At 72.2% G+C, this 21,737-nt stretch carries 18 protein-coding genes; 5 read left to right on the forward strand and 13 right to left on the reverse strand.

All coding sequences use genetic code 11. The annotated features are described in order from the left end of the window. Positions 1 to 131: 131 nt before the first annotated feature. Complete coding sequence (locus tag ACIPXB_RS16565; RefSeq protein WP_401449935.1) at positions 132 to 1,688, forward strand: BTAD domain-containing putative transcriptional regulator; 1,557 nt, start codon at positions 132 to 134, stop codon at positions 1,686 to 1,688. Between the two features lie 259 nt (positions 1,689 to 1,947). Here the strand turns inward: ACIPXB_RS16565 and ACIPXB_RS16570 are convergent, their stop codons facing one another. Together ACIPXB_RS16570 and ACIPXB_RS16575 are read right to left on the reverse strand one after the other, a co-directional pair. After that, positions 1,948 to 2,763, reverse strand: coding sequence for an NADase-type glycan-binding domain-containing protein (locus ACIPXB_RS16570; RefSeq protein WP_401449938.1), 816 nt, complete (start codon positions 2,761 to 2,763; stop codon positions 1,948 to 1,950). 849 nt (positions 2,764 to 3,612) lie between these two features. After that, positions 3,613 to 4,761: a glycerate kinase gene (locus ACIPXB_RS16575; RefSeq protein WP_401449939.1), complete on the reverse strand. Its 1,149-nt coding sequence runs from the start codon at positions 4,759 to 4,761 to the stop codon at positions 3,613 to 3,615. Positions 4,762 to 4,904: 143 nt separating this feature from the next. On the opposite strand from ACIPXB_RS16575, the gene ACIPXB_RS16580 reads away from it, so the two are divergent. From ACIPXB_RS16580 to ACIPXB_RS16595, 4 genes are all read left to right on the forward strand, one after another. Beyond that, entirely contained in the window at positions 4,905 to 6,581 is a 1,677-nt protein-coding gene (locus tag ACIPXB_RS16580; RefSeq protein ID WP_401449940.1) for a BCCT family transporter, read from the forward strand. A gap of 66 nt (positions 6,582 to 6,647) precedes the next feature. Beyond that, a complete protein-coding gene (locus tag ACIPXB_RS16585; protein ID WP_401449942.1) occupies positions 6,648 to 7,139 on the forward strand; it encodes an NUDIX domain-containing protein in 492 nt (163 codons plus the stop codon). Beyond that, positions 7,136 to 7,573, forward strand: a complete 438-nt coding sequence (locus ACIPXB_RS16590; RefSeq protein ID WP_401449944.1) for a hypothetical protein — start codon at positions 7,136 to 7,138, stop codon at positions 7,571 to 7,573. The genes ACIPXB_RS16585 and ACIPXB_RS16590 overlap by 4 nt, the downstream gene beginning before the upstream one ends. 32 nt (positions 7,574 to 7,605) lie before the next feature. After that, positions 7,606 to 8,154 carry a YcxB family protein gene (locus ACIPXB_RS16595; RefSeq protein ID WP_401449946.1) on the forward strand — a complete coding sequence of 183 codons (549 nt, stop codon included), beginning with the start codon at positions 7,606 to 7,608 and terminating at the stop codon, positions 8,152 to 8,154. Positions 8,155 to 8,163: 9 nt separating this feature from the next. Here the strand turns inward: ACIPXB_RS16595 and ACIPXB_RS16600 are convergent, their stop codons facing one another. The 11 genes from ACIPXB_RS16600 to ACIPXB_RS16650 all read right to left on the reverse strand — a co-directional run bounded on the left by ACIPXB_RS16600 (position 8,164) and on the right by ACIPXB_RS16650 (position 21,409). Further along, the gene (locus ACIPXB_RS16600) at positions 8,164 to 8,679 is read right to left on the reverse strand and encodes a methylated-DNA--[protein]-cysteine S-methyltransferase (protein WP_401450206.1); all 516 of its coding nucleotides are present in this window, start codon (positions 8,677 to 8,679) and stop codon (positions 8,164 to 8,166) included. A 42-nt stretch (positions 8,680 to 8,721) separates the two neighbouring features. Further along, entirely contained in the window at positions 8,722 to 10,203 is a 1,482-nt protein-coding gene (locus tag ACIPXB_RS16605) for an AlkA N-terminal domain-containing protein (RefSeq protein WP_401449948.1), read from the reverse strand. A 171-nt stretch (positions 10,204 to 10,374) separates the two neighbouring features. After that, on the reverse strand, positions 10,375 to 11,238 hold the full coding sequence (gene pssA, locus ACIPXB_RS16610) for a CDP-diacylglycerol--serine O-phosphatidyltransferase (RefSeq protein ID WP_401449950.1): 864 nt from the start codon (positions 11,236 to 11,238) through the stop codon (positions 10,375 to 10,377). Next, positions 11,225 to 11,881, reverse strand: coding sequence for a phosphatidylserine decarboxylase (locus ACIPXB_RS16615; RefSeq protein WP_401449953.1), 657 nt, complete (start codon positions 11,879 to 11,881; stop codon positions 11,225 to 11,227). Before ACIPXB_RS16615 ends, pssA begins: the two co-directional genes overlap by 14 nt. 177 nt (positions 11,882 to 12,058) lie before the next feature. After that, a complete protein-coding gene (locus ACIPXB_RS16620; RefSeq protein WP_401449956.1) occupies positions 12,059 to 13,264 on the reverse strand; it encodes an acyl-CoA dehydrogenase family protein in 1,206 nt (401 codons plus the stop codon). Between the two features lie 2 nt (positions 13,265 to 13,266). Continuing rightward, positions 13,267 to 13,779, reverse strand: a complete 513-nt coding sequence (locus tag ACIPXB_RS16625; protein WP_401449959.1) for a MaoC family dehydratase — start codon at positions 13,777 to 13,779, stop codon at positions 13,267 to 13,269. A gap of 3 nt (positions 13,780 to 13,782) precedes the next feature. After that, positions 13,783 to 14,775, reverse strand: coding sequence for an HpcH/HpaI aldolase/citrate lyase family protein (locus ACIPXB_RS16630; RefSeq protein WP_401449961.1), 993 nt, complete (start codon positions 14,773 to 14,775; stop codon positions 13,783 to 13,785). Continuing rightward, positions 14,772 to 16,835 (reverse strand): protein meaA, encoded by a 2,064-nt coding sequence (locus ACIPXB_RS16635; RefSeq protein WP_401449963.1) that lies wholly within the window; start codon positions 16,833 to 16,835, stop codon positions 14,772 to 14,774. The genes ACIPXB_RS16630 and ACIPXB_RS16635 overlap by 4 nt, the downstream gene beginning before the upstream one ends. Before the next feature lie 31 nt (positions 16,836 to 16,866). Continuing rightward, the gene (ccrA, locus tag ACIPXB_RS16640; RefSeq protein WP_401449965.1) at positions 16,867 to 18,204 is read right to left on the reverse strand and encodes a crotonyl-CoA carboxylase/reductase; all 1,338 of its coding nucleotides are present in this window, start codon (positions 18,202 to 18,204) and stop codon (positions 16,867 to 16,869) included. Between the two features lie 426 nt (positions 18,205 to 18,630). Next, entirely contained in the window at positions 18,631 to 19,467 is an 837-nt protein-coding gene (locus ACIPXB_RS16645; protein WP_401449968.1) for a TetR family transcriptional regulator, read from the reverse strand. A gap of 145 nt (positions 19,468 to 19,612) precedes the next feature. Continuing rightward, positions 19,613 to 21,409, reverse strand: coding sequence for a 3-hydroxyacyl-CoA dehydrogenase family protein (locus ACIPXB_RS16650; protein WP_401449970.1), 1,797 nt, complete (start codon positions 21,407 to 21,409; stop codon positions 19,613 to 19,615). Positions 21,410 to 21,737 lie beyond the last annotated feature (328 nt).

Consider the following 21,737-nt stretch of genomic DNA (forward strand, 5'->3'; position numbering starts at 1 on the left):
CCCCGGGCGCCCACCCCGGCCCGGCACCCGTGCGCCGTCGGCGCGCCCCCGATTGGGTAATCGGTTACTCATGCGCTACGGAGAGTAAGTGCCCATCCTTGACCTGCTCTTGAGCGGGGAGGAGGCCGGACATGCCCGTCCGTACGTCGTTGTCGCCCTTGCCCACCAGCGGTTCCGGTGCCCTGACACTCGTCGTCGCACCCGCCGGATACGGCAAGACCACCCTGCTGACCCGGACCGCCGCCGCCTTCGAGGGCCGCGTCGTGCACTGGCGGCCGTGCCGCGACACCCGCGACGCGGCCACGCTCCTGACCAGGCTGGCGCCCGGCCCCCCGGGGGCGCCCGGCCCGACCGTCGAATCCGTCCTCCTCGCCCTCGAACGCGGCCCCGAGCCGGTCCTGCTGCTCGTCGACGACGTCCATCTGGTGCACGGCAACCCCGCCGAGGCGGCGCTGGAGGAACTCGCCCGGCTCGCCCCGCCCGGCCGACTGCGGGTCGTCCTCGCCGGCCGCCGCATGCCCGCCGTCAACCTCGCCCGCCTGGAACTGTCCGACACCCCCGTCCTCACCGCCCGCGACCTGCGCCTGAGCGACGCCGAGGCCGCCGCGGCCTTTCCGGCCGCGGAGCCCGGCCTGCTCCGGCTCGGCCGCGGCTGGCCCGCCGTACTGCGCCTGGGCCAGCCCGCCGCGGCCGCCGGCCGCGACCCGCTCGACGCCCCTGCCCTGCGCACGTACCTCGACCGGGAGGTCCTCGGCGCCCTTCCCGAGCGGCTGGTACGGGACCTGCGGCGCGGCGCCGAGGAACCGCCGGAGCTGGCCGAGGAGTACGGCACGGGCGACTGCGTCCCGCTGCTACGGGCCCACCTCGCCCGCCGCTGCGCCGGCCGCCGCCCCTCCCCGCCGCGCCCGCGCCCCCGCTCGACCGGCGCCGACACCGGCGCCGACACCGGCACGGAGCCGGATGACGACCGCGCACCGGGGCTCACCCTGCGCTGCTTCCGCCGTTTCGAGATCACCGTCGACGGCCGGCCGCTGGACTGGGGCGCCACCCGCCCCCGGGTACGGTCCCTGGCCCGGCTGCTCGCCGTCCACGCGGGCCGGCCCGTCCACCGCGAGCACCTCATGGCCGCCCTGTGGCCCGAGAGTTCCGCCCGTACCGCCGGACACGGACTGCAGACGGCCGTCTCCACGCTGCGCACCGTCCTGGAACCGGGCCAGGACCGCGGCCGGGGCCGGCTCCTGCTCCGGACCGGCGAGGCGTACATGCTCAGCCTCGCCCCCGGCGGCTCCTGTGACGTCCAGCGTTTCGAGGCCGCCGCCGGAGCGGGCCTGACCGCCGCGGCCCGCGGCGACGCCGACCGCGCCGCCGAGTCCCTCGGCGGGGCGCTGCGCCTCTACACCGGCGAACTGCTGCCCGAGGACGGCCCGGCCGAGTGGGTGGTCCCGATCCGCGAGCGCTACCGCACGCAGGCCGTCCGCGCCGCGCACACCCTGGCCGAGGTCGAGCTGACCCGCGACCGCCCGGGCGCCGCGGTGGCGGCGGCCGCCCACGCCCTGACCCTGGACCCCTTCCAGGACGCCGTCTGGCGGCTGCTGATCGCCGCCCACCAGGCCGCGGGCGACCGCGCGGCCGCCCGCCAGGCCCAACGCCGCCACGCGGACATGCTGGCAGCCCTCCTGCGCGGGTAGTGCCGTGGCCCGGGTTCCCTGGACGGAGTCCGGGGGGAGGGCCGTGCCACGGTGAACCTTCCCGGTCGGGCCAGTCCTGCCCACGGTCGTGTCCGCACGGTCCCGCCTGCCCCGCGGCGTGCGGCGCCGCGCCGCGTGCCGGGTGCCGGGTGCGCCAAAGTGCGTCCCGTACACGCGCGGCCCTCCGCCGTGCGGCGCACGGCACCGGACGCCGCGGGGCCCGCCCTCCGGGCGGTCGGCGCTCCTGCGCGGGCATGCCCTACGGCCGCTTGAAGAACTCGACCTCGGCCAGGGCGGGCGGGCGGCCGTCAGCCGTGCCGTAGCCGCCCTGGACCGTGAGGCGCAGCCGCACCACGTCACTGACGGCGAAGTGGAACCGCTGCTGTCCGGGCACGTCGGCGAGCCGCACCGTGCGCGTGACCGTCCGGCCGTCGGCGGTGGTCGCCGTCAGCAGCAGACCGCTCGGCCGGCCCTGCTGGAGGAACGTCTCCGCGACCGGCGACGCCCCGGGCCGCACCACCAGGTCCAGCAGCCGGACCGGGCCCGGGAAGCCGGCCTCCAGGAACTCGCCCGGCCCGGCCGTGGCGGGCGCCCAGTACTTGTCGGTGGTCCCGTCCACCGCCAGCCCCGGCTCGTGCCCCGGACGGGCACTGGAGGCGGTCACCGCCACGGCGTGGAACTGCTGGGGGTCGGAGATCCGGTCGCGTACGGCGTCCACGACGCCCAGCAGCTCCGTACGGAACAGATAGCCCGTGCCGGCCAGGGCCAGCAGGACCACCACGGGCAGGACGAACCGCGGCAGCCGCCACTGCCGGGGACGCCGGGGGCGCTCCCCGGCCGCGTGGGTGCGGCGGGGCCTGCGCGGGAGCAGCCGCCGCCACCACGGGGGCCGGGGGACGACGGGCGCGTCCGCGAGGGAGGAGCCGCAGCGGCGGCAGTACTTGCGGCTGGGGACGTTGCCCACCCCGCACTGCCCGCAGATCAGGTCGCCTGCCTGCGGCGGGCCCTCCTCGACCAGGTGTCGCCGCTGCACCGGCCGCGCGGCGGCCGCACCACCGTCGCCGGGCGGCTGCACGGCCCGCACCCGGGGCACACCCGGCCGCGCCGCCGCCGACACGCCGCCCGCCCCGCCCGCCCGGCGGGGCACATCGCCAGCCCCGCTGGCGCCGCCAGCCCGGCCAGCCCCGCCAGCACGGCCAGTGCCAGCCCCGCCAGTCCCGCGGGCACGGCCAGCCCCGTCGGCGCTGCCCGCACTGCCTGACCCGTCCTGCCGACGCGCGCCCCCGGCACGTCCCGCGCCCGTGGCACGCCCCGCCCCGGCGGCGCCACCCGCCTCGGCGGCATCACGCGTCCCGGCGGTGTCTCCCGCCCCAGCCGCCGCTTCCGCGCCGCCCGCGGGACCCCGAGCGCCCGCCCCTCCGGCACCGCCGCTACCGCCGGCCCGGCTCGGCGTACCCGGCCTTCCGGCACCGCCGCCACCGCCCGCCCGGCCCGGCGCACCCGCCCCTCCGGCACCGCCAGGCCCTCCGGCACCGCCCGGTCCTCCGGCACCGCCCGCCCGGCCCGGCGCAGCCGGTCCGGCGGCCCGGTCGGCGTCCCACTCCAGGAACGCCCCGCAGTTGCCGCAGAACTGTTCCCCCGGGTCACAACGCGTCCCGCACACCGTGCAGTTGGTCACCCCGTCATGCTCGCCACCAGCCGTTCGCCGGACCACCCCCACCGGGGCACCCGCCCGGCACGCCGCCACTGCCCGATCGGGCAACGACGGCCGTCGGACGGCCGACAGCCGACGCCCGACGGCCGCAAGCCCCCGGGCGGGTACGACGCAGGCCCCCCGCCCGGGTGGGCAAGGGGCCTGGCGTCGTACCGGGGGAGGACGGCGGCGCCGTCGTCGGCGGCCGTCAGCAGCGCGCGGCGGCGGAGCTCAGAACACGTCCGCCGCGATGTTCGCCGCCACCCGCTCCAGCAGCGGACCCGCGTTCGCGATGCACTTCGCCGGGTCCGGCTCCAGCTCCGTCAGCGGGTACGCGCGGCGGATGCCCGCCGCCCGGAGGGCCTCCTCGGCCAGCAGCAGCCGTCCGCAGACCGCCACGACCTCCTTGCCCGCCGCCCGCGCGGCGGCCGCCACGCCCGCCGGGGCCTTGCCGTGCAGGGTCTGCTCGTCCAGCGAGCCCTCACCCGTGATGACCAGCGTCGCCCGCTCCAGCGCCGGGGCGAAGCCCAGCACCTCCAGCATCAGCTCGATACCGGGCCGGAAGCTCGCACCGAGCAGCAGCGCGCCGTAGCCGATACCGCCCGCGCCGCCCGCGCCCGGCGCCAGCGCGCACTCCGCCGCCCGGGGCCCGATCGCCTTCTCCAGTACCTGCGCGAAGTGCGCCAGCGCCGCGTCCAGCGTCGCCACGTCCTGCGGGGAGGCGCCCTTCTGCGGGCCGTACACCGCCGGCGCGCCCTTCGGGCCGGTCAGCGGGTTGTCCACGTCGCTGGCCAGGACGAAGTCCACCTCGGCGAACCGCGGGTCGACCCCCGACAGGTCCGCCGACGCCAGCGCCGCCAGCGCGCCGCCGCCCGGACCGACCGGTTCGCCGTTCGCATCCAGGAACACCGCGCCCAGCGCCTGCAGCATGCCCGCGCCGCCGTCGGTGGTGGCACTGCCGCCCACACCGAAGACGATCGAACGCGCGCCCGCGTCCAGCGCGGCCTTCAGCAGCTCGCCCGAGCCGTACGTCGTCGCCGTCAGCGGCGCGAACACACCCGACGGCAGCAGCTGGAGCCCGGAGGCCTCCGCCATCTCCACCACGGCGGTGCCGTCGCGCAGCGCGAAAGCGGCCGTGACCTGCTCCCCGAGCGGTCCGGTGACCCGTACCTCCCGGCGTTCGAACCCGGCCGCCACCGCGGCCGCGACCGTGCCGTCGCCGCCGTCCGCGACCGGGAGGGTCTCGACCTCCACGTTCGGTACGGCCGAGCGAAGCCCCGCCGTCACCCGCTCCGCGACCTGTACGGCCGTGAGCGAGCCCTTGAATTTGTCCGCGGCGATGAGCACGCGCGCGGTCTCAGTTACTGCTCCGTCCGTCACCTTGCTAATCCCTTGCTATCGAACAGTGCAGTCGCGCCACCCCGAGCCTATCCGGAGGATCCTCCTATGCCCATGGGTGGCCTGGGCCACACCCGGCGCGCCATGCCCAAAAATCCCTATTTACGCCACCATAGTGGGGCCGCATGAGCACGGATTCCCTGGATCAGCCCCGCCCGGACAGCCCAGAACCCCCCGGAAGCACCGGGGACGGCGCCCCCGACCGTACGGTCGTCACCGTCGGCGTGGTCGTCGTGCTGGCCGCCGTCGCCTGGGCGGCCCTCGCCAAGGGATCCTTCGACACGGCGTCCGCGGCCGCCCTGAAATGGGTCCTGGACAACTTCGCCTGGCTGTTCGTGATCGCCGCCGACACCTTCCTCGTCCTGTGCGTCGTGCTCGCCATCAGCCGTTTCGGCCGGATCAGGCTCGGCGCCGACGACTCCGAGCCCGAGTTCACCAACCTCGCGTGGATCGCGATGATGTTCAGCGCCGGCATGGGCATCGGTCTGATGTTCTACGGGGTGGGGGAGCCCCTCACCCACTACCTCGCCCCGCCCCCCGCCAGCGGCGCGGCCCCGCAGACGGGCGACGCCGCCCGCGCCGCGCTCGACTACTCCTTCTTCCACTGGACCCTGACCCCCTGGGCGATCTACGGCATCGCCGGCCTCGCCCTCGCCTACGCCACCTTCCGCAAGGGCCGCGGCAACCGGCTCTCCTCCGCCTTCGTGCCCCTCATCGGCGCCCGCCGGGCCGACGGCTGGCAGGGCAAGGCCGTCGACCTGCTCGCCGTCTTCGCCACCGTCTTCGGTACGGCGACCAGCCTGGGCCTGGGCGCCCTCCAGGTCGCCGAGGGCCTCAGCATCACCGCCGGGGTCGAGGACTCCACCGCCGTCGAGCTGATCATCATCGCCTCGCTGTCGGCCGCGTTCGTCCTCTCCGCCTTCTCCGGCCTGCACAAGGGCGTCAAATGGCTCAGCAGCGTCAACCTCGTGCTCGCCGGCGCCCTCGTGCTCTTCGTCTTCGTCCTCGGCCCGACCGTCTACATCCTCGACGTGGTCCCGGCCGGTGTCGGCAGCTACCTGCACAACCTCCTCCCCATGGCCACTGCCACCGGCGCGTTCACCGACAGCGCCTGGCTCGGCGCGTGGACGATCTTCTACTGGGCGTGGTGGCTGTCCTGGGCACCGTTCGTCGGTACCTTCATCGCCCGCATCTCGCGCGGCCGCACCATCCGCGAGTTCCTCATCGGCGTCCTCCTCGTCCCCAGCGGCGCCACCGTCGTCTGGTTCTCCGTCATGGGCGGTACCGCCATCCGGCTCGACTCCACCGGCGCGGCCGACCTCGCCGCCGCCGTCAAGGAAGGCGCCGAGGCCTCCCTCTTCGCGATGCTCGACGCCCTGCCGCTGGGCACCGTCACCTCGTACGTCGCGATGCTGCTCGTGATGACGTACTTCGTCACCAGCGCCGACTCGGCCTCCCTGGTCATGGGCTCCCTCACCAGCCGCGGCTCCCTGAACCCGCCGACCTGGCTGGTGCTGACCTGGGGCGTCCTGATGGCCGCCGTGGCCGCCGTGCTGCTGGTCGCCGGCGGCCTGAAGTCCCTCCAGACCGCGACCATCCTGGTCGCGCTGCCCTTCGTCGTCGTCATGCTGCTGCTCTGCTGGGCCCTGGTGAAGGAACTGCGCGCCGACCCCGGCGCCGGACCCGCCCGCCACCACCCGCTGCACGGCCTGCGCGACGCCGTCACGGCGATGGTCGGCGACGCCCTGACCGAACACACCGGGGGCCGGGCGCGGGGCCGGGGCCGGTCGGGACAGGGGTAGCCGACGGTGCCGGGTCCGCGCCGGGCATGATCACGGAGTGCACCCCGGATCGGTAGGGTTGCGGGCGTGACCACCACTGACTACGCCGCCTACATCGCGAGCCTGCCCCGCGTACTGGCCGGAGCCGCCGCGCTCTTCCGCGACGCCGAGGGCCGTGTTCTCCTCGTCGAACCGAACTACCGCGAGGGCTGGGCCCTGCCCGGCGGGACCATCGAGTCCGACGAGGGCGAGTCCCCGCGTACGGCCGCCCGCCGCGAGAGCGCCGAGGAGATCGGCCTCGACCTCCCGCTCGGCCGGCTGCTCGCCGTGGACTGGGTCCTGGGCGCCGGCCGGCCGCCCATGGTGGCGTACGTCTACGACGGCGGCGTCCTCGACGCCGGTCAGCTCGCCGCCATCACCCTCCAGGAGGAGGAACTCCTGTCCTGGAAACTGGTCGAGCCCGCCCACCTCACCGCCCACCTCCCCGGATCCCTCGGCCTGCGCATCCAAGAGGCCTGCCGGGTCCTGGAGTCGGGCGAGGGCACCGCCGAACTGGAGAACGGACGCCGCCCCGCATGACCACGCTCGACATGTACGCCTGGCCCAGCACCAGCGACGAGGGCCCCGACGCCCTCCCCATGGTCCACTTCACCACCGAGCAGCTCGCGGGCGACGAGGTCACGCCCGAGGGGGTGCCGATCTGGCTCTTCGACACCGCGATACGCGACGGCGGCTGGGTCCACTTCACCGACTACGAGGGCTGGGCCACCACCGCCCCCGACTGGAACGCGGTCTACCGCCAGGCCGACGACGCCCTGTTCGTCACCGGCCCCGGCGCCTGCGAGGGCTGGTTCCAGGGCTACCTCGGTGCCCCCTCCGACTGGCAGGCGGCCGCCGTCGCCCAGCAGAAGCTGGTCCTCCTCGCGGCCCCGGTCCAGCACCCCTCGTACTTCGGTCACGCCGTGGAGGCGGGCGCCGCCTTCGCCCTGCTGGTACCGCTGAGCGTGGTCTAGGCGGTCGGACCGGAGCGCTATGCTCCGCGACTGTGGAAGCAACAGACATACCAAGACAGCAGGATGCCCAGGTCACGGGCGAGGTCGTGCTGCGGTTCACGGGCACGCTGGACAAGAGCGAGATCCGCGAGGGGTTCAAGGCGGCGGGAGCGTTCCGCCGGCTGCGCTGGTTCGCCGCCACCTGCGCGCTCGTCATCGCGCTCGTGGGCGTGCGCGTCGACGCCGGGGGCGGCTCGGTGAACTTCGTCTTCGTGGCGCTGGCCGTCGTCTACGGGTCGGTGATGTACCTGGTCCTGTCCCGGCAGGGCGTCGCGAAGGCCCTGCGGGTCCAGCGGGACCACGAGGGCGCGGAGTGCGTCGTCGACGGCACCGGCATCGCGGCCGTCCTCGACGGGGCGGAGGCCTTCCGCACGGGCTGGGACCAGCTGACGCGGTATCACGAGACCCCGCGCCTGTACGTCGTCATGGGCGGGACCGGCCTCAGGACCAAGGCGCTGATCCTGCCCAAGCGGCTGCTGACCGCGCCCGGCGAAGCCGACCTCCTCGGCGCGGTCCTCGACTCCCGGCTCCGGCGCGCCTGAGCCGAAGGGCTAGAACAGCGCCGCCGGCGGTGCGGCCGGCTCGCCCGACTCCAGGGCAAGCAGCCGCTCCTTGCGGTCCAGGCCGCCGCCGTAGCCGGTCATGCTGCCCGACGCCCCGATCACGCGGTGGCACGGGACGATGATGCCGATCGGGTTCTTGCCGTTGGCCAGCCCCACCGCGCGGGACGCGTTCGGCTTGCCGAGCTCGGCGGCGAGCCGGCCGTACGACCACGTCTCGCCGTACGGGATCCGCCGCAGCTGCGCCCACACACTGCGCTGGAACTCGGTGCCGTCCAGCCGCATCGGCACGTCGAACTCGGTCAGCTCGCCCTCGAAGTACGCCGTCAGCTGGCGCACCACCTCGGGGAACGGCTCCTCGCGCACGTCGACCCGCTCGCCGAAGGACTCCTCGGCGGGCCGGTGCCGCTGCCCGGTCATGTACAGGCCGCACAGGACGCCGTCGGCGGCGACGAGGGTGAGCGGGCCGTAGGGGCTGTCGACCACGGTGTGCTGCTTCATGTTCATGCCGGTGTTGCCCTTGCTGTTCATCGCGATCGTCCTTGTCCGTCAGACGGGCAGGTGGTTGATGGGGTGGGAGTCGGTCGCCCACAGGTACTGCACGGCGTACGCCCGCCAGGGCCGCCAGGCGGCCGCCCGGCCGGTCAGCGCCGCCGGGGTGGACGGCAGCCCGAGGCCGGCCGCCGCGCGCCGGACGCCGAGGTCCGAGGGCAGGAACGCGTCCGGGTCGCCGAGCGCCCGCATCGCGATGACCTCGGTGGTCCAGGGCCCGAACCCGGGCAGGCCCGCGAGCCGGGCCCGCGCGGCCTCCCAGTCGCTGTCGATGCCGAGCGGCAGCGAACCGTCGGCCAGGGCGCCGACCAGCGTGGTCAGCGTGGTGCGGCGGCTGCGCGGCAGCGCGAGCGCCTCCGGGTCGAGCGCGGCCAGCGCCTGGGGGGAGGGGAAGAGGTGGGTCAGCCCGCCGTCCGGGTCGGGGTCCTCCACCGGTTCCCCGTGGGCCGTGACCAGCCGCGCCGCGTGCGTACGGGCAGCCGCCGTCGACACCTGCTGCCCGAGCACCGCCCGTACGGCGAACTCGGCGGCGTCGACCGTACGCGGCACCCGGCGGCCGGGGGCCCGGTCCACGAGCGGGGCCAGCAGCGGATCGCCGCGCAGCTGCTCGTCCACGGCCACCGGGTCGGCGTCCAGGTCCAGCATCCAGCGGCACCGGCTGATGGCGATGGTCAGGTCCCGCAGATCGGTCAGGGCCAGCTGGCAGCCGATGTGGCCGTCCTGCGGGCTCAGGGCCACCGTCCCGGTGCCGTAGGGCAGGCGCAGGGTGCGCCGGTAGGCGCCGCCGCGCCACTCCTCGACCCCGGGGACCGCGGTCGCGGCCAGGTGCCCGAACAGATTGCTGGGGTTGAGCGGGGCCCGGTACGGCAGCCGCAGCGACAGCGTCCCCGGTGTGCTGGACGGGGTGCCGGGACGCCGGGCGGCGCGGGTGCGCAGCTCGCTGGGGGAGAGGGCGAAGACCTTGCGGACGGTGTCGTTGAAGCTGCGGATCGAGGCGAACCCGGCCGCGAAGGCGACGTCGCCCATCGGCAGGGCGGAGGTCTCGATCAGCAGGCGGGCGGTCTGGGCGCGCTGCGCGCGGGCCAGGGCCAGGGGTCCCGCGCCGAGCTCGGCGTTGAGCTGCCGCTCGACCTGGCGGGTCGAGTAGCCGAGCCGGGCGGCGAGCCCGGGGACGCCCTCGCGGTCGACGACGCCGTCCTGGATGAGCCGCATGGCCCGGGCCACGGCGTCGGCGCGGGCGTTCCACTCCGGGGAGCCGGGGCTGGTGTCGGGCCGGCAGCGCTTGCAGGCGCGGAAGCCCGCCTGCTGGCAGGCGGCGGCGCTGGGCAGGAAGGTCATGTTCTCGACCTTGGGCGGCACGGCCGGGCAGCTGGGACGGCAGTAGATGCGGGTGGTCAGGACGGCCGTGAAGAACCAGCCGTCGAACCGCGCGTCCTTCGACTGCACGGCCCGTACGCAACGCTCGGTGTCGGTGTGCATGGCTCCAGCATCCGGGGTGGATCAGGGCGGGGCTGGCGGTTTTCCGACATCAAGGATACGGGGCCTGCGGCCGGACCCGGCCCTCCGTACCGGCCCCTGCGCCGCGCACGCGAAAGGGCCCCGGAAACCGAACGGCTTCCGGGGCCCTCACGAGGAACGGGGGGCTCGCGCCTACTGGACCTGCGTGGCCCTCGCCTCGCGGCGGTTGTGGCGGAAGGTGTTCACCCGCCGGGTCGTCGCGAAGAGCGGGATCGTGGCCGCCAGGACGATCTGCAGCGCGCAGCCCGTCTGGAGCAGCAGCTGGCCGCCCGGAGCGTCGAAGGCCCAGGCCGCCAGGAGGCCCATGGCCCCCACGATCCAGCTGAGCATGGCCACCGCGAGGACACCCCGCGGCTTGGGGTACTCGACCCGGCTCACCATCAGCCAGGCCACCCCGATGATCGCCAGCAGCGTCGGGATGAACTGCAGCTCCAGCAGGACGATCGAGACGACCGTCAGCGCGCCGAAGGGGCTCGGCATGCCCTGGAACATGCCGTCCTTCAGCGTCACGCAGCTGAATCTCGCGAGTCTGAGCACCACCGCGAGCAGCACCACGATCGCGGCCAGCGCCGAGATCTTCTGGTGCGCGTCGTCGGCGACCATGCCGTAGACGAGCACGAAGTACGCCGGCGCCAGCCCGAAGCTGATCAGGTCGGACAGGTTGTCCAGCTCGGCGCCCATGGGCGAGCTGCGCAGCTTGCGGGCCACGATCCCGTCGAAGAGGTCGAAGACCGCCGCGAGCAGCATCAGTATCACCGCGGTCGCCGCGCTGTGCCGGGCCATGCCCGACTCGCCGCTGCCGGTGAGGTGCGGGATGAGGATTCCGGTGGTGGTGAAGTACACCGCCATGAATCCGCACGTCGCGTTGCCGAGGGTGAGGGTGTCCGCTATCGACAGCCGCAGCGAGAGGGGCATCTCCTCGCCGTCGGTCTCCTCCTCGGCCTGCGGGACCCAGTCGGTCCGCTTCGCCGGTGATTCAGGATCAGTCACGGTCAATTCGAGTCACCCCCGCGGTGGTGGCCTGACCGACCTCGACCGCGACCTCGACACCCTCCGGGAGGTAGATGTCGACACGTGAACCGAAGCGGATCAGACCGATGCGTTCGCCCTGCTCCACCTTCGTGCCGGCCGGCACGTAGGGGACGATGCGACGGGCGACCGCGCCGGCGATCTGCACCATCTCGATGTCGCCGAGCTCGGTGTCGAAGTGCCAGACAACGCGCTCGTTGTTCTCGCTCTCCTTGTTGAACGCCGGGACGAACCCGCCGGGGATGTGCTCCACGGACGTCACCGTGCCCGCCAGGGGCGCGCGGTTGACGTGGACGTTCAGCGGGCTCATGAAGATCGCGACCCGGGTCCGTCCGTCCTTCCACGGCATGATGCTCTGCACCACACCGTCGGCGGGGGAGATGACCCGGCCCTGGGCGATCTCTCGCTCGGGGTCGCGGAAGAACCACAGCATGCCCGCCGCGAGAGCGGTGGTGGGCACGGCCACCGCGGCCCAGCGCCCGGACTTGCGTGCCCGGGTGAGGCTGAGCGCCGCGGTGGCGACGGTCGGCAGAAGCCACGGCGATGCTCCGCGCGCGAGACGTCCACCGAGAAGGCTGTCGCGAGGTGCAGAGGTTTGGCTGTGGGGCATGGATGACCTTCGTAGCGGGTGATTGCCGCGCCGCAAACAGGGGGACGGGACGGCGGCTTTACTGGAATGCTATCGGTTGCACGCAACAACTGGGCAAGCCAGAAGCCGAGTCGGTGCCCCGAGGCCTGTTACGGGATGTGACCCTTTTCGCAGTCAAACCTGTGCGAATCGGGACGATCAGCCCTGGACCCGGTACTCCTCGAGCAGGCGGCGCCCAATGATCATTTTCTGGATCTCGGCGGTTCCTTCGCCGATCAGCAGCATCGGAGCCTCCCGGTAGAGCCGCTCGATCTCGTACTCCTTCGAGAAGCCGTAACCACCGTGGATACGGAAGGCGTCCTCCACCACCTCCTTGCAGTACTCGGAGGCGAGGTACTTCGCCATCCCCGCTTCGAGGTCATTTCGTTCCCCGGAGTCCTTTTTGCGTGCTGCGTTGACCATCATCGCATGGGCGGCCTCGACCTTGGTAGCCATCTCGGCCAGCTTGAACTGGATGGCCTGGTGCTGGGCGATCGGCTTCCCGAAAGTGTGACGTTGCTGGGCATACGAGACACCCAGTTCGAACGCACGCTGTGCGACGCCGCAGCCACGCGCCGCCACGTTGACGCGGCCGACCTCGACCCCGTCCATCATTTGGTAAAACCCTCGGCCGGTCCGGCCGCCGAGGACGCGATCGGCCGGAATGCGCAGTCCGTCCATGATCAGCTCGGTCGTGTCGACGCCCTTGTAGCCCATCTTGTCGATCTTGCCCGGGATGGTCAGGCCGGGGCGCACCTCGCCGAAGCCCGGCTCCTTCTCCACCAGGAAGGTCGTCATCGACTTGTGCGGCGCCGTCCCCTCGGGGTGTCCTTCGTCACTCCGGACCAGGACGGCCACCAGCGTGGAGCTGCCGCCGTTGGTCAGCCACATCTTCTGGCCGGTCAGGACGTACTCGTCGCCGTCCTTGACCGCCTTGGACGTGATGGCCGACACATCCGAGCCCAGCGCCGGCTCGGACATCGAGAAGGCGCCCCGGACCTCGCCGAGCGCCATGCGGGGCAGGAAGTAGTCCTTCTGCTCCTGCGTACCGTGCTGCTTGAGCATGTACGCGACGATGAAGTGCGTGTTGATGATGCCCGAGACGGACATCCAGCCCCGCGCTATCTCCTCCACGCACAGCGCGTAGGTGAGCAGCGACTCACCCAGGCCGCCGTACTCCTCCGGGATCATCAGGCCGAAGAGGCCGAGCTCCTTGAGGCCGTCGACGATCGCCTGCGGGTACTCGTCGCGGTGCTCCAGCTCGGTCGCGACCGGGATGATCTCCTTGTCCACGAATTCGCGGACGGTCTTGAGGATCTCCTGCTGGACGTCGGTCAGACCGGCGGTCTGGGCGAGTCGGGCCATGACTACTTCCCCTGTTCCTTCAGCTGGGGCCGGCCGGGCTGCTCGCCGCCGCGCTCCTTGATGTACGTCTCGGTCGGAACCATCACCTTGCGCCGGAAGACGCAGACGAGGGTGCCGTCCTGCTTGTAGCCCTTGGTCTCGACGTAGACGATGCCGCGGTCGTTCTTCGACTTCGACGGGGTCTTGTCCAGGACGGTGGTCTCGCCGTAGATCGTGTCGCCGTGGAAGGTCGGCGCCACGTGCCGGAGCGACTCGATCTCCAGGTTGGCGATCGCCTTGCCGGAGACGTCCGGCACGGACATGCCCAGCAGCAGCGAGTAGATGTAGTTGCCCACGACCACGTTCCTGCCGAAGTCCGTCGTCTTCTCGGCGTAGTTCGTGTCCATGTGGAGCGGGTGGTGGTTCATCGTGAGCAGACAGAAGAGATGATCGTCGTACTCCGTGACGGTCTTCCCGGGCCAGTGCTTGTAGACCGCGCCGATCTCGAACTCTTCGTAAGTGCGTCCGAACTGCATGGCTCAGGCCTCCGCCGTCTTTTCGATCGAGGGGTGTTCGAACTTGGTGGTGCGCTGCATGCCGGCGGCCCGGCCCTTGCCCGCGATGACCAGGGCCATCTTGCGGCTGGCCTCGTCGATCATCTCGTCGCCGAGCATCGCGGAGCCCTTCTTGCCGCCCGCCTCGGAGGTGCACCAGTCGTACGCGTCCAGGATCAGCTCGGCGTGGTCGTAGTCCTCCTGGGAGGGCGAGAAGACCTCGTTGGCCGCCTCGACCTGGCCCGGGTGCAGCACCCACTTGCCGTCGAAACCGAGGGCCGCGGCCCGGCCGGCGACCTCCCGGTACGCGTCCACGTCGCGGATCTGCAGGAAGGGACCGTCGATCGCCTGGAGGTTGTGCATGCGGGCCGCCATCAGGATCCGCATCAGGATGTAGTGGTAGGCATCCGCCGGGTAGCCGGGCGGCTGCATGCCGACGACCAGGGACTTCATGTTGATCGAGGCCATGAAGTCGGCCGGGCCGAAGATGATCGTCTCCAGCCGCGGCGAGGCGGCGGCGATCTCGTCGACGTTGACCAGGCCCTTGGCGTTCTCGATCTGCGCCTCGATGCCGATCTTGCCGACCTCGAAGCCCATGGTCTTCTCGATCTGCGTCAGCAGCAGGTCGAGCGCGACGACCTGCTGGGCGTCCTGGACCTTCGGCAGCATGATGCAGTCGAGGTTCTGGCCGGCGCCCTCGACGACCGTGATCACGTCACGGTAGGTCCAGTGGGTGGTCCAGTCGTTGACCCGGACCACGCGGGTCTTGCCGGTCCAGTCGCCGTTGTTCAGCGCGTCCACGATCGTGTGGCGGGCGCCCTCCTTGGCCAGCGGTGCGCAGGCGTCCTCCAGGTCCAGGAAGACCTGGTCGGCCGGCAGGCCCTGGGCCTTCTCCAGGAACCGCGGGTTGGACCCCGGGACCGCGAGGCAGGAGCGGCGCGGACGCAGCCGGTTCACCGGGGAGAGGGGCGTGGTCATGCGGGGACCTCCGTGCTCATGTGAAGGGGGTGGAGCTTGTTCGCCTTACGGATCTCGTCGACGATACGTCCGATGATCTCCGTAATACCGAAGTCTTTGGGGGTGAAGACGGCGGCCACACCGGCGGCCTTCAGTTCTTCGCCGTCGGCGTTCGGAATGATGCCCCCGACGATGACGGGGATGTCCCCCGCCCCCGCCGTGCGCAGCCGCTCCAGGACGTCGGGCACCAGCGCGCTGTGCGAGCCGGACAGGATCGACAGTCCCACGCAGTGCACGTCCTCGGCCAGCGCCGCCGACGCGATCTGCTCGGGGGTCAGCCTGATGCCCTGGTAGACCACCTCGAAGCCCGCGTCGCGGGCCCGTACGGCGATCTGCTCGGCGCCGTTGGAGTGCCCGTCCAGGCCCGGCTTGCCCACCAGCAGGCGCAGCCGTCCGGAGCCGAGCTCCTCGGCGGTCCGGGCCACCTTCTCGCGGACGAAGGCCATGGGGGTGCCCTCCTCGGCGGTGACCGCGACCGGGGCCGAGGAGACCCCGGTCGGGGCCCGGAACTCGCCGAAGACCTCGCGCAGGGCGTTCGCCCACTCGCCGGTGGTGACACCGGCGCGGGCGCACTCCAAGGTGGCCTCCATCAGGTTCTCGGTCCCGGCCGCGGCCTCCTTCAGCCGCTCCAGCGCCTGCCGTGTGGTGGGGAACACGAAGGGGTCGCCGTTGCCCTGCCGGTCCGAGGACTCCTCGCGCTCGGCCCGCCAGCGGCCGATGCGCTCCACGGTCACGGCCTCCACGGCCGCGTCGACCGTCATGATGGCGCCGTCCAGGTCGGCGGTGAGGGGGTTCTCCTCGGTCTGCTGGAAACAGTTCACGCCGACGATCTTGTCCTCGCCGGCTTCGATCCGGGCCCGCCGTTCGGCGTGCGAGGAGACCAGCTGGGACTTCAGGTAACCGGATTCGACGGCCGCCATCGCGCCGCCCATCTCCTGGATCCGGTCGATCTCGGCCAGGCAGTCGGCGACCAGGGAGTCGACTTTGGCCTCGATGACGTGCGATCCGGCGAAGATGTCCTCGTACTCCAGCAGGTCGCTCTCGTGCGCCAGGACCTGCTGGATGCGCAGCGACCACTGCTGGTCCCAGGGCCGGGGCAGGCCCAGGGCCTCGTTCCAGGCCGGCAGCTGCACGGCGCGGGCGCGGGCGTCCTTGGAGAGGGTGACCGCCAGCATCTCCAGGACGATGCGCTGGACGTTGTTCTCCGGCTGCGCCTCGGTCAGGCCGAGGGAGTTGACCTGGACGCCGTAGCGGAACCGGCGCTGCTTGGCGTTCTCGATGCCGTAGCGCTCGCGGGTGACCTGGTCCCAGATCCGGCCGAAGGCGCGCATCTTGCACATCTCCTCGATGAAGCGGACGCCCGCGTTCACGAAGAACGAGATACGGGCGACCACCTCGCCGAAGCGGTCCTGGGGCACCTGGCCCGAGTCGCGCACGGAGTCCAGCACGGCGATGGCCGTGCACATCGCGTAGCTGATCTCCTGGACCGGAGTGGCCCCCGCCTCCTGCAGGTGGTAGCTGCAGATGTTGATCGGGTTCCACTTCGGGATGTGGTTGACCGTGTACGCGATCATGTCCGTCGTCAGCCGGAGCGAGGGCCCGGGCGGGAAGACGTGCGTCCCGCGCGAGAGGTACTCCTTGACGATGTCGTTCTGGGTGGTGCCCTGGAGCTTGGAGATGTCCGCTCCCTGCTCCTCGGCGGCCACCTGGTAGAGCGCCAGCAGCCACATGGCGGTGGCGTTGATCGTCATCGAGGTGTTCATCTGCTCCAGGGGGATGTCCTGGAACAGCCGCCGCATGTCGCCCAGGTGGGAGACCGGGACCCCGACCCGGCCGACCTCGCCGCGGGCGAGGATGTGGTCGGGGTCGTAGCCGGTCTGCGTCGGAAGGTCGAACGCGACCGACAGGCCGGTCTGGCCCTTGGCGAGGTTGCGGCGGTACAGCTCGTTGGACGCCTCGGCCGTGGAGTGGCCGGCATACGTCCGCATGAGCCACGGACGGTCCTTCTGGCGCTCTGTCATCTCAGGCTGTCCTTTTGCCCTTTGACCGGTCTCAGACGTTACGGAAGCGGTTGATGGCGTCGAGGTGCTGTGCGCGCAGCTCGTGGTCGCGCACGCCCAGGCCCTCCTCGGGGGCCAGGGCGAGGACGCCGACCTTGCCCTGGTGGAGGTTGCGGTGGACGTCGTACGCGGCCTGTCCGGTCTCCTCCAGGGAGTAGACCTTGGAGAGGGTGGGGTGGATCTTGCCCTTGGCGATCAGGCGGTTGGCCTCCCAGGCCTCGCGGTAGTTGGCGAAGTGGGAGCCGATGATCCGCTTCAGCGACATCCACAGGTAGCGGTTGTCGTACTGGTGCATGTAGCCGGAGGTGGAGGCGCAGGTGGTGATGGTGCCGCCCTTGCGGGTGACGTAGACGGAGGCGCCGAAGGTCTCGCGGCCGGGGTGCTCGAAGACGATGTCGATGTCCTCGCCGCCGGTCAGCTCGCGGATCCTGGAGCCGAAGCGCTTCCACTCCTTCGGGTCCTGGGTCTGCTCGTCCTTCCAGAACTTGTAGCCCTCGGCATTGCGGTCGATGACCGCGTCGGCGCCCATCGCCCGGCAGATGTCGGCCTTCTCGGGGGAGGAGACGACGCAGATCGGGGTGGCGCCGCCGGCCAGGGCGAACTGGGTGGCGTAGGAGCCGAGGCCGCCGCTGGCGCCCCAGATGAGGACGTTGTCGCCCTGCTTCATGCCGGCGCCGTTGCGGGAGACCAGCTGGCGGTAGGCGGTGGAGTTGACCAGGCCGGGGCTGGCGGCCTCCTCCCAGCTCAGGTGTGCCGGCTTGGGCATCAGCTGGTTGGACTTCACCAGCGCGATCTCCGCCAGGCCGCCGAAGTTGGTCTCGAAGCCCCAGATCCGCTGCTCGGGGTCGAGCATCGTGTCGTTGTGGCCGTCGGAGGACTCCAGCTCCACCGACAGGCAGTGCGCGACGACCTCGTCGCCCGGCTTCCAGGAGTTCACACCGGGACCGGTGCGCAGCACCACGCCCGCCAGGTCCGAGCCGATGATGTGGTACGGCAGGTCGTGGCGCTTGGTGAGCTCCGACAGGCGCCCGTAGCGCTCCAGGAAGCTGAAGGTGGACACCGGCTCGAAGATCGAGGTCCACACCGAGTTGTAGTTGACCGAGGAGGCCATGACGGCCACCAGGGCCTCGCCCGGGCCGAGTTCGGGGACCGGGACCTGGTCGAGGTGCAGCGACTTGCGCGGGTCCTTCTCGCGGGTGGTGAGCCCGTCGAACATCTCCGTCTCGTCCTTGTGCACGGTGACCGCGCGGTACGAGTCGGGCAGCGGCAGGGCCGCGAAGTCTTCGGTGGTGGCGGCCTGCGACTGGATGGCGTCGAGGATGTGCTTCACGGTGATGCCTCCTGGGGGCACCCCCGGACGGAGTCTGGGGGACGGAGCGCTGAGGGTGCGCTTGAGGGATGACGCGGTGCGTACGTGATCGAGGTGAGGGTGTGCCGTCGGTCCGGCGGGTGCGGTGTGGTGCTCGGCAGCGCCGTGGTGGGGCGCGAGGGTTGCCTGTGACGCAGGCGTCCGGGGCGCGTTCTTCGTCTGTGCCGACGTGGACCGCGGGGACATCCGGACCACTTCAACGTATGGCACCCCGTGTCACTCGGCAAGGCACTGCGTGCCAAAACTTTCTCTCATTTGCCGATTGACCTGCGCAGATGAGCGATGATCGATCAGTGTTACCCGCGAGTAGGGGCAACTGGGACAAACGACAGCGGCCGCACCCGGAACCGGGTGCGGCCGCTGTGACGAGAGTCGCTCGCCGCTTGCCTACTTGTTCTTCAGGGCCTCTTCGATCGTCCGCATGACCTCGTCGAGCGGCGCGTCGGTACGGGCCACCGCCACCAGCACCTCGCCCTCGGTACGGGCCTGCGCCGCCGCCGGGGCCGGCTGCGCCCCGCTCAGCGTCCGCCCCGCCCCGATCCCGGTGCCGAACGTCTTGCGCACGATCCCGAAGGCGTGGTCCAGCTGCGCCTCCACGTCCCCCTGGCCGCCGGCCCGCAGCCAGCGCCGCAGCACGTGGTTGTGGGCCGTCACGACGGCGGAGGCGGCCACCTCGGCCAGCAGCGGGTCGTCGTTGCCGTCGTGGTGGTCGGTCTCGTCGAAGTGGGCCAGCAGATAGCGCGTGAACAGCCGCTCGTAGCGGGCCACCGAGGCGATCTCGCGCTCGCGCAGCGCGGGCACCTCACGGGTGAGGCGGTAGCGCTCCACCGACACCGCCGGCGACGCGGCGTACATCTTCATGACTTCCTTGATCCCCCGGCACACCGTGTCGAGCGGGTGCTCGTGCGCCGGAGCCGCGTCCAGCACGGCCTCGGCCCGGATCAGGGTGTCGTCGTGATCGGGGAAGATCGCCTCTTCCTTGGAGCGGAAGTGGCGGAAGAAGGTGCGGCGGGCCACACCGGCGGTCGCGGCGATCTCGTCGACCGTCGTGGCCTCGTATCCCTTGGTCGCGAACAGTTCCATGGCCGCCGCGGCGAGCTCCCGGCGCATCTTCAGGCGCTGGGCGGCCGCCCGGGAGCCGGCCGCGCTCTCCGGGGCGTCGGCGGCCGAGGAGGCGCGGGGCGAGGTCTTCGCGGACTGGGACATAGAGCGAACGTACTGCATCGGTGCAGGAGGGCGCGCCTGAGGTCCCGCGGGGCGGGATGGATGCGGGGGAGGGCCCGCACTGGGCTCGGAAGGGTTCGTCCGCCGTGAGGGTCCGGCGGACCCGAGCAGCCCTCCCCACGCATCCGGTTCGTGTGCCCGCCGCCTACCGCCGGGCGTACTCACGGAATCCGCGACCGGTCTTCCGGCCCAGGCAGCCCGCCGCCACCAGGTGCTCGAGCAGCGGGGACGGGGCCAGACCGGGGTCGCGGAACTCCTTGTGGAGCACCTTCTCGATCGCCAGCGAGACGTCGAGGCCGACCACGTCGAGGAGCTCGAAGGGCCCCATCGGGTAGCCGCCGCCCAGCTTCATCGCGGCGTCGATGTCGTCGAGGGAGGCGTAGTGCTCCTCGACCATCTTGATCGCGTTGTTCAGGTACGGGAACAGCAGCGCGTTCACGATGAAGCCCGCGCGGTCCCCGCAGTCCACCGGGTGCTTGCGGATCCGGGTGCAGACCTCGCGGACCGTGGCGTGCACGTCGTCCGCCGTCAGGACCGTGCGGACCACCTCGACCAGCTTCATGGCCGGGGCGGGGTTGAAGAAGTGCATGCCGATCACGTCCTGCGGACGCGAGGTGGCCCGGGCACAGGCGACGACCGGCAGGGAGCTGGTCGTGGTCGCCAGGACCGCGCCCGGCTTGCAGACCTTGTCCAGGGTCGCGAAGAGCTCCTGCTTGACCGCCAGGTCCTCGGCGACGGCCTCGACGGCCAGGTCCACCTCGGCGAAGGCGTCCAGGGAGGCGGCCGGAGCGATCCGGGCGAGCGTCTGCTCGGCGGCCTCCTCGGTCAGCCGGCCCTTGGCCACGGCCCGGCCGAGCGACTTCCCGATCGCTGCCTTGGCGGCGTCGGCCTTCTCCTGGCTGCGGGCGGCGAGCACGACGTCGAAGCCGGCCTGCGCGAAGACCTGCGCGATCCCGCTCGCCATGGTGCCGGAGCCGGCCACGCCGACCGAGGTCACCGGACGGCCCTCGCCCAGGCGCGCCTCGTCCAGGCCGGTACGGGCGTCCCGCACGACCACGGAGCTGCCCGGGGCCTCGTACGTGTAGAAACCGCGGCCCGCCTTGCGCCCGGTCAGCCCGGCCTCGGCCAGGTGGCCCAGGATCGGCGCCGGGGCGTGCAGCCGGTCGCCGGAGGCGGCGTACATCGCCTCCAGGACGGTCCGGGCGGTGTCCACGCCGATCAGGTCGAGCAGCGCGAGCGGGCCCATGGGCAGGCCGCAGCCGAGCTTCATCGCCGCGTCGATGTCCTCGCGGGAGGCGTACTTCGCCTCGTACATGGCGGCGGCCTGGTTGAGGTAGCCGAAGAGCAGGCCGTCGGCGACGAAGCCGGGGCGGTCGCCGACCGCGACCGGCTCCTTGCCGAGCTCGCGGGCCAGCGCCGTGACGGCCTCGACCGCCGTCGGGGCGGTCAGCACCGAGGAGACGACCTCGACGAGCTTCATGGCCGGGGCCGGGTTGAAGAAGTGCACGCCGAGCACGCGCTCGGGGCGCTGCGACTCGGCGGCCAGGCGCGTCACCGAGAGCGCGTTGGTGCCGGTGGCCAGCAGCGTGTCGGGCCGCACGATCGCGTCGAGCGCGGCGAGGACCCGGCTCTTGAGCGCGTAGTCCTCGGGCACGACCTCGATCACGAGGTCCGCGTGGGCGGCGGCCTGCAGATCGGTGAAGGTGCGGAAGCGGGACAGCACGTCCCGGCGCTCCTGCTCGGTCAGGCGCTCCTTGGCGACGGCGCGGGCCGTGGCGGCCTCCAGCGCGGCGACGCAGGTACGGGTGGCGGACTCGCTGATGTCGATGCCGATGACCTCGCGGCCGGCGCGGGTGAGGACCTCGGCGATGCCGGTGCCCATCGTGCCGAGGCCGACGACGGCAATGGTCTGGAGGGTGGGCTGACTGGACTGACGGTCCATCGCGGGACTCCGGTGGAATGAGGGTGACGACTGAGGGAGGGGCGCGGAGCGCGGGCGCGCGCACCCCGCGGGATGCGCGGGTACGCGGCAGCACGGTGTACGGGTACGAGGGCGCACGCGTACGGGGTGCGGGGTGCGGATGCGTGTGAGAAGGCGGCGTGCACGGTGTACGGGGCACGCGGGGCGCACAGGGCCCGCGTACCTGCGTACGGGAATCGGCGAGGCCCTGTCCCGGGGCGCACGCCGTGCAGCTGTGCCGAACCGACGAACACGAGTACGGCTGCGTCACCAGGCCGTGCTCGTAGGGCGAGATTAACCGGTGAGTAAC

This window comes from Streptomyces sp. NPDC090022 (assembly GCF_044748145.1).
Lineage (GTDB): Bacteria > Actinomycetota > Actinomycetes > Streptomycetales > Streptomycetaceae > Streptomyces.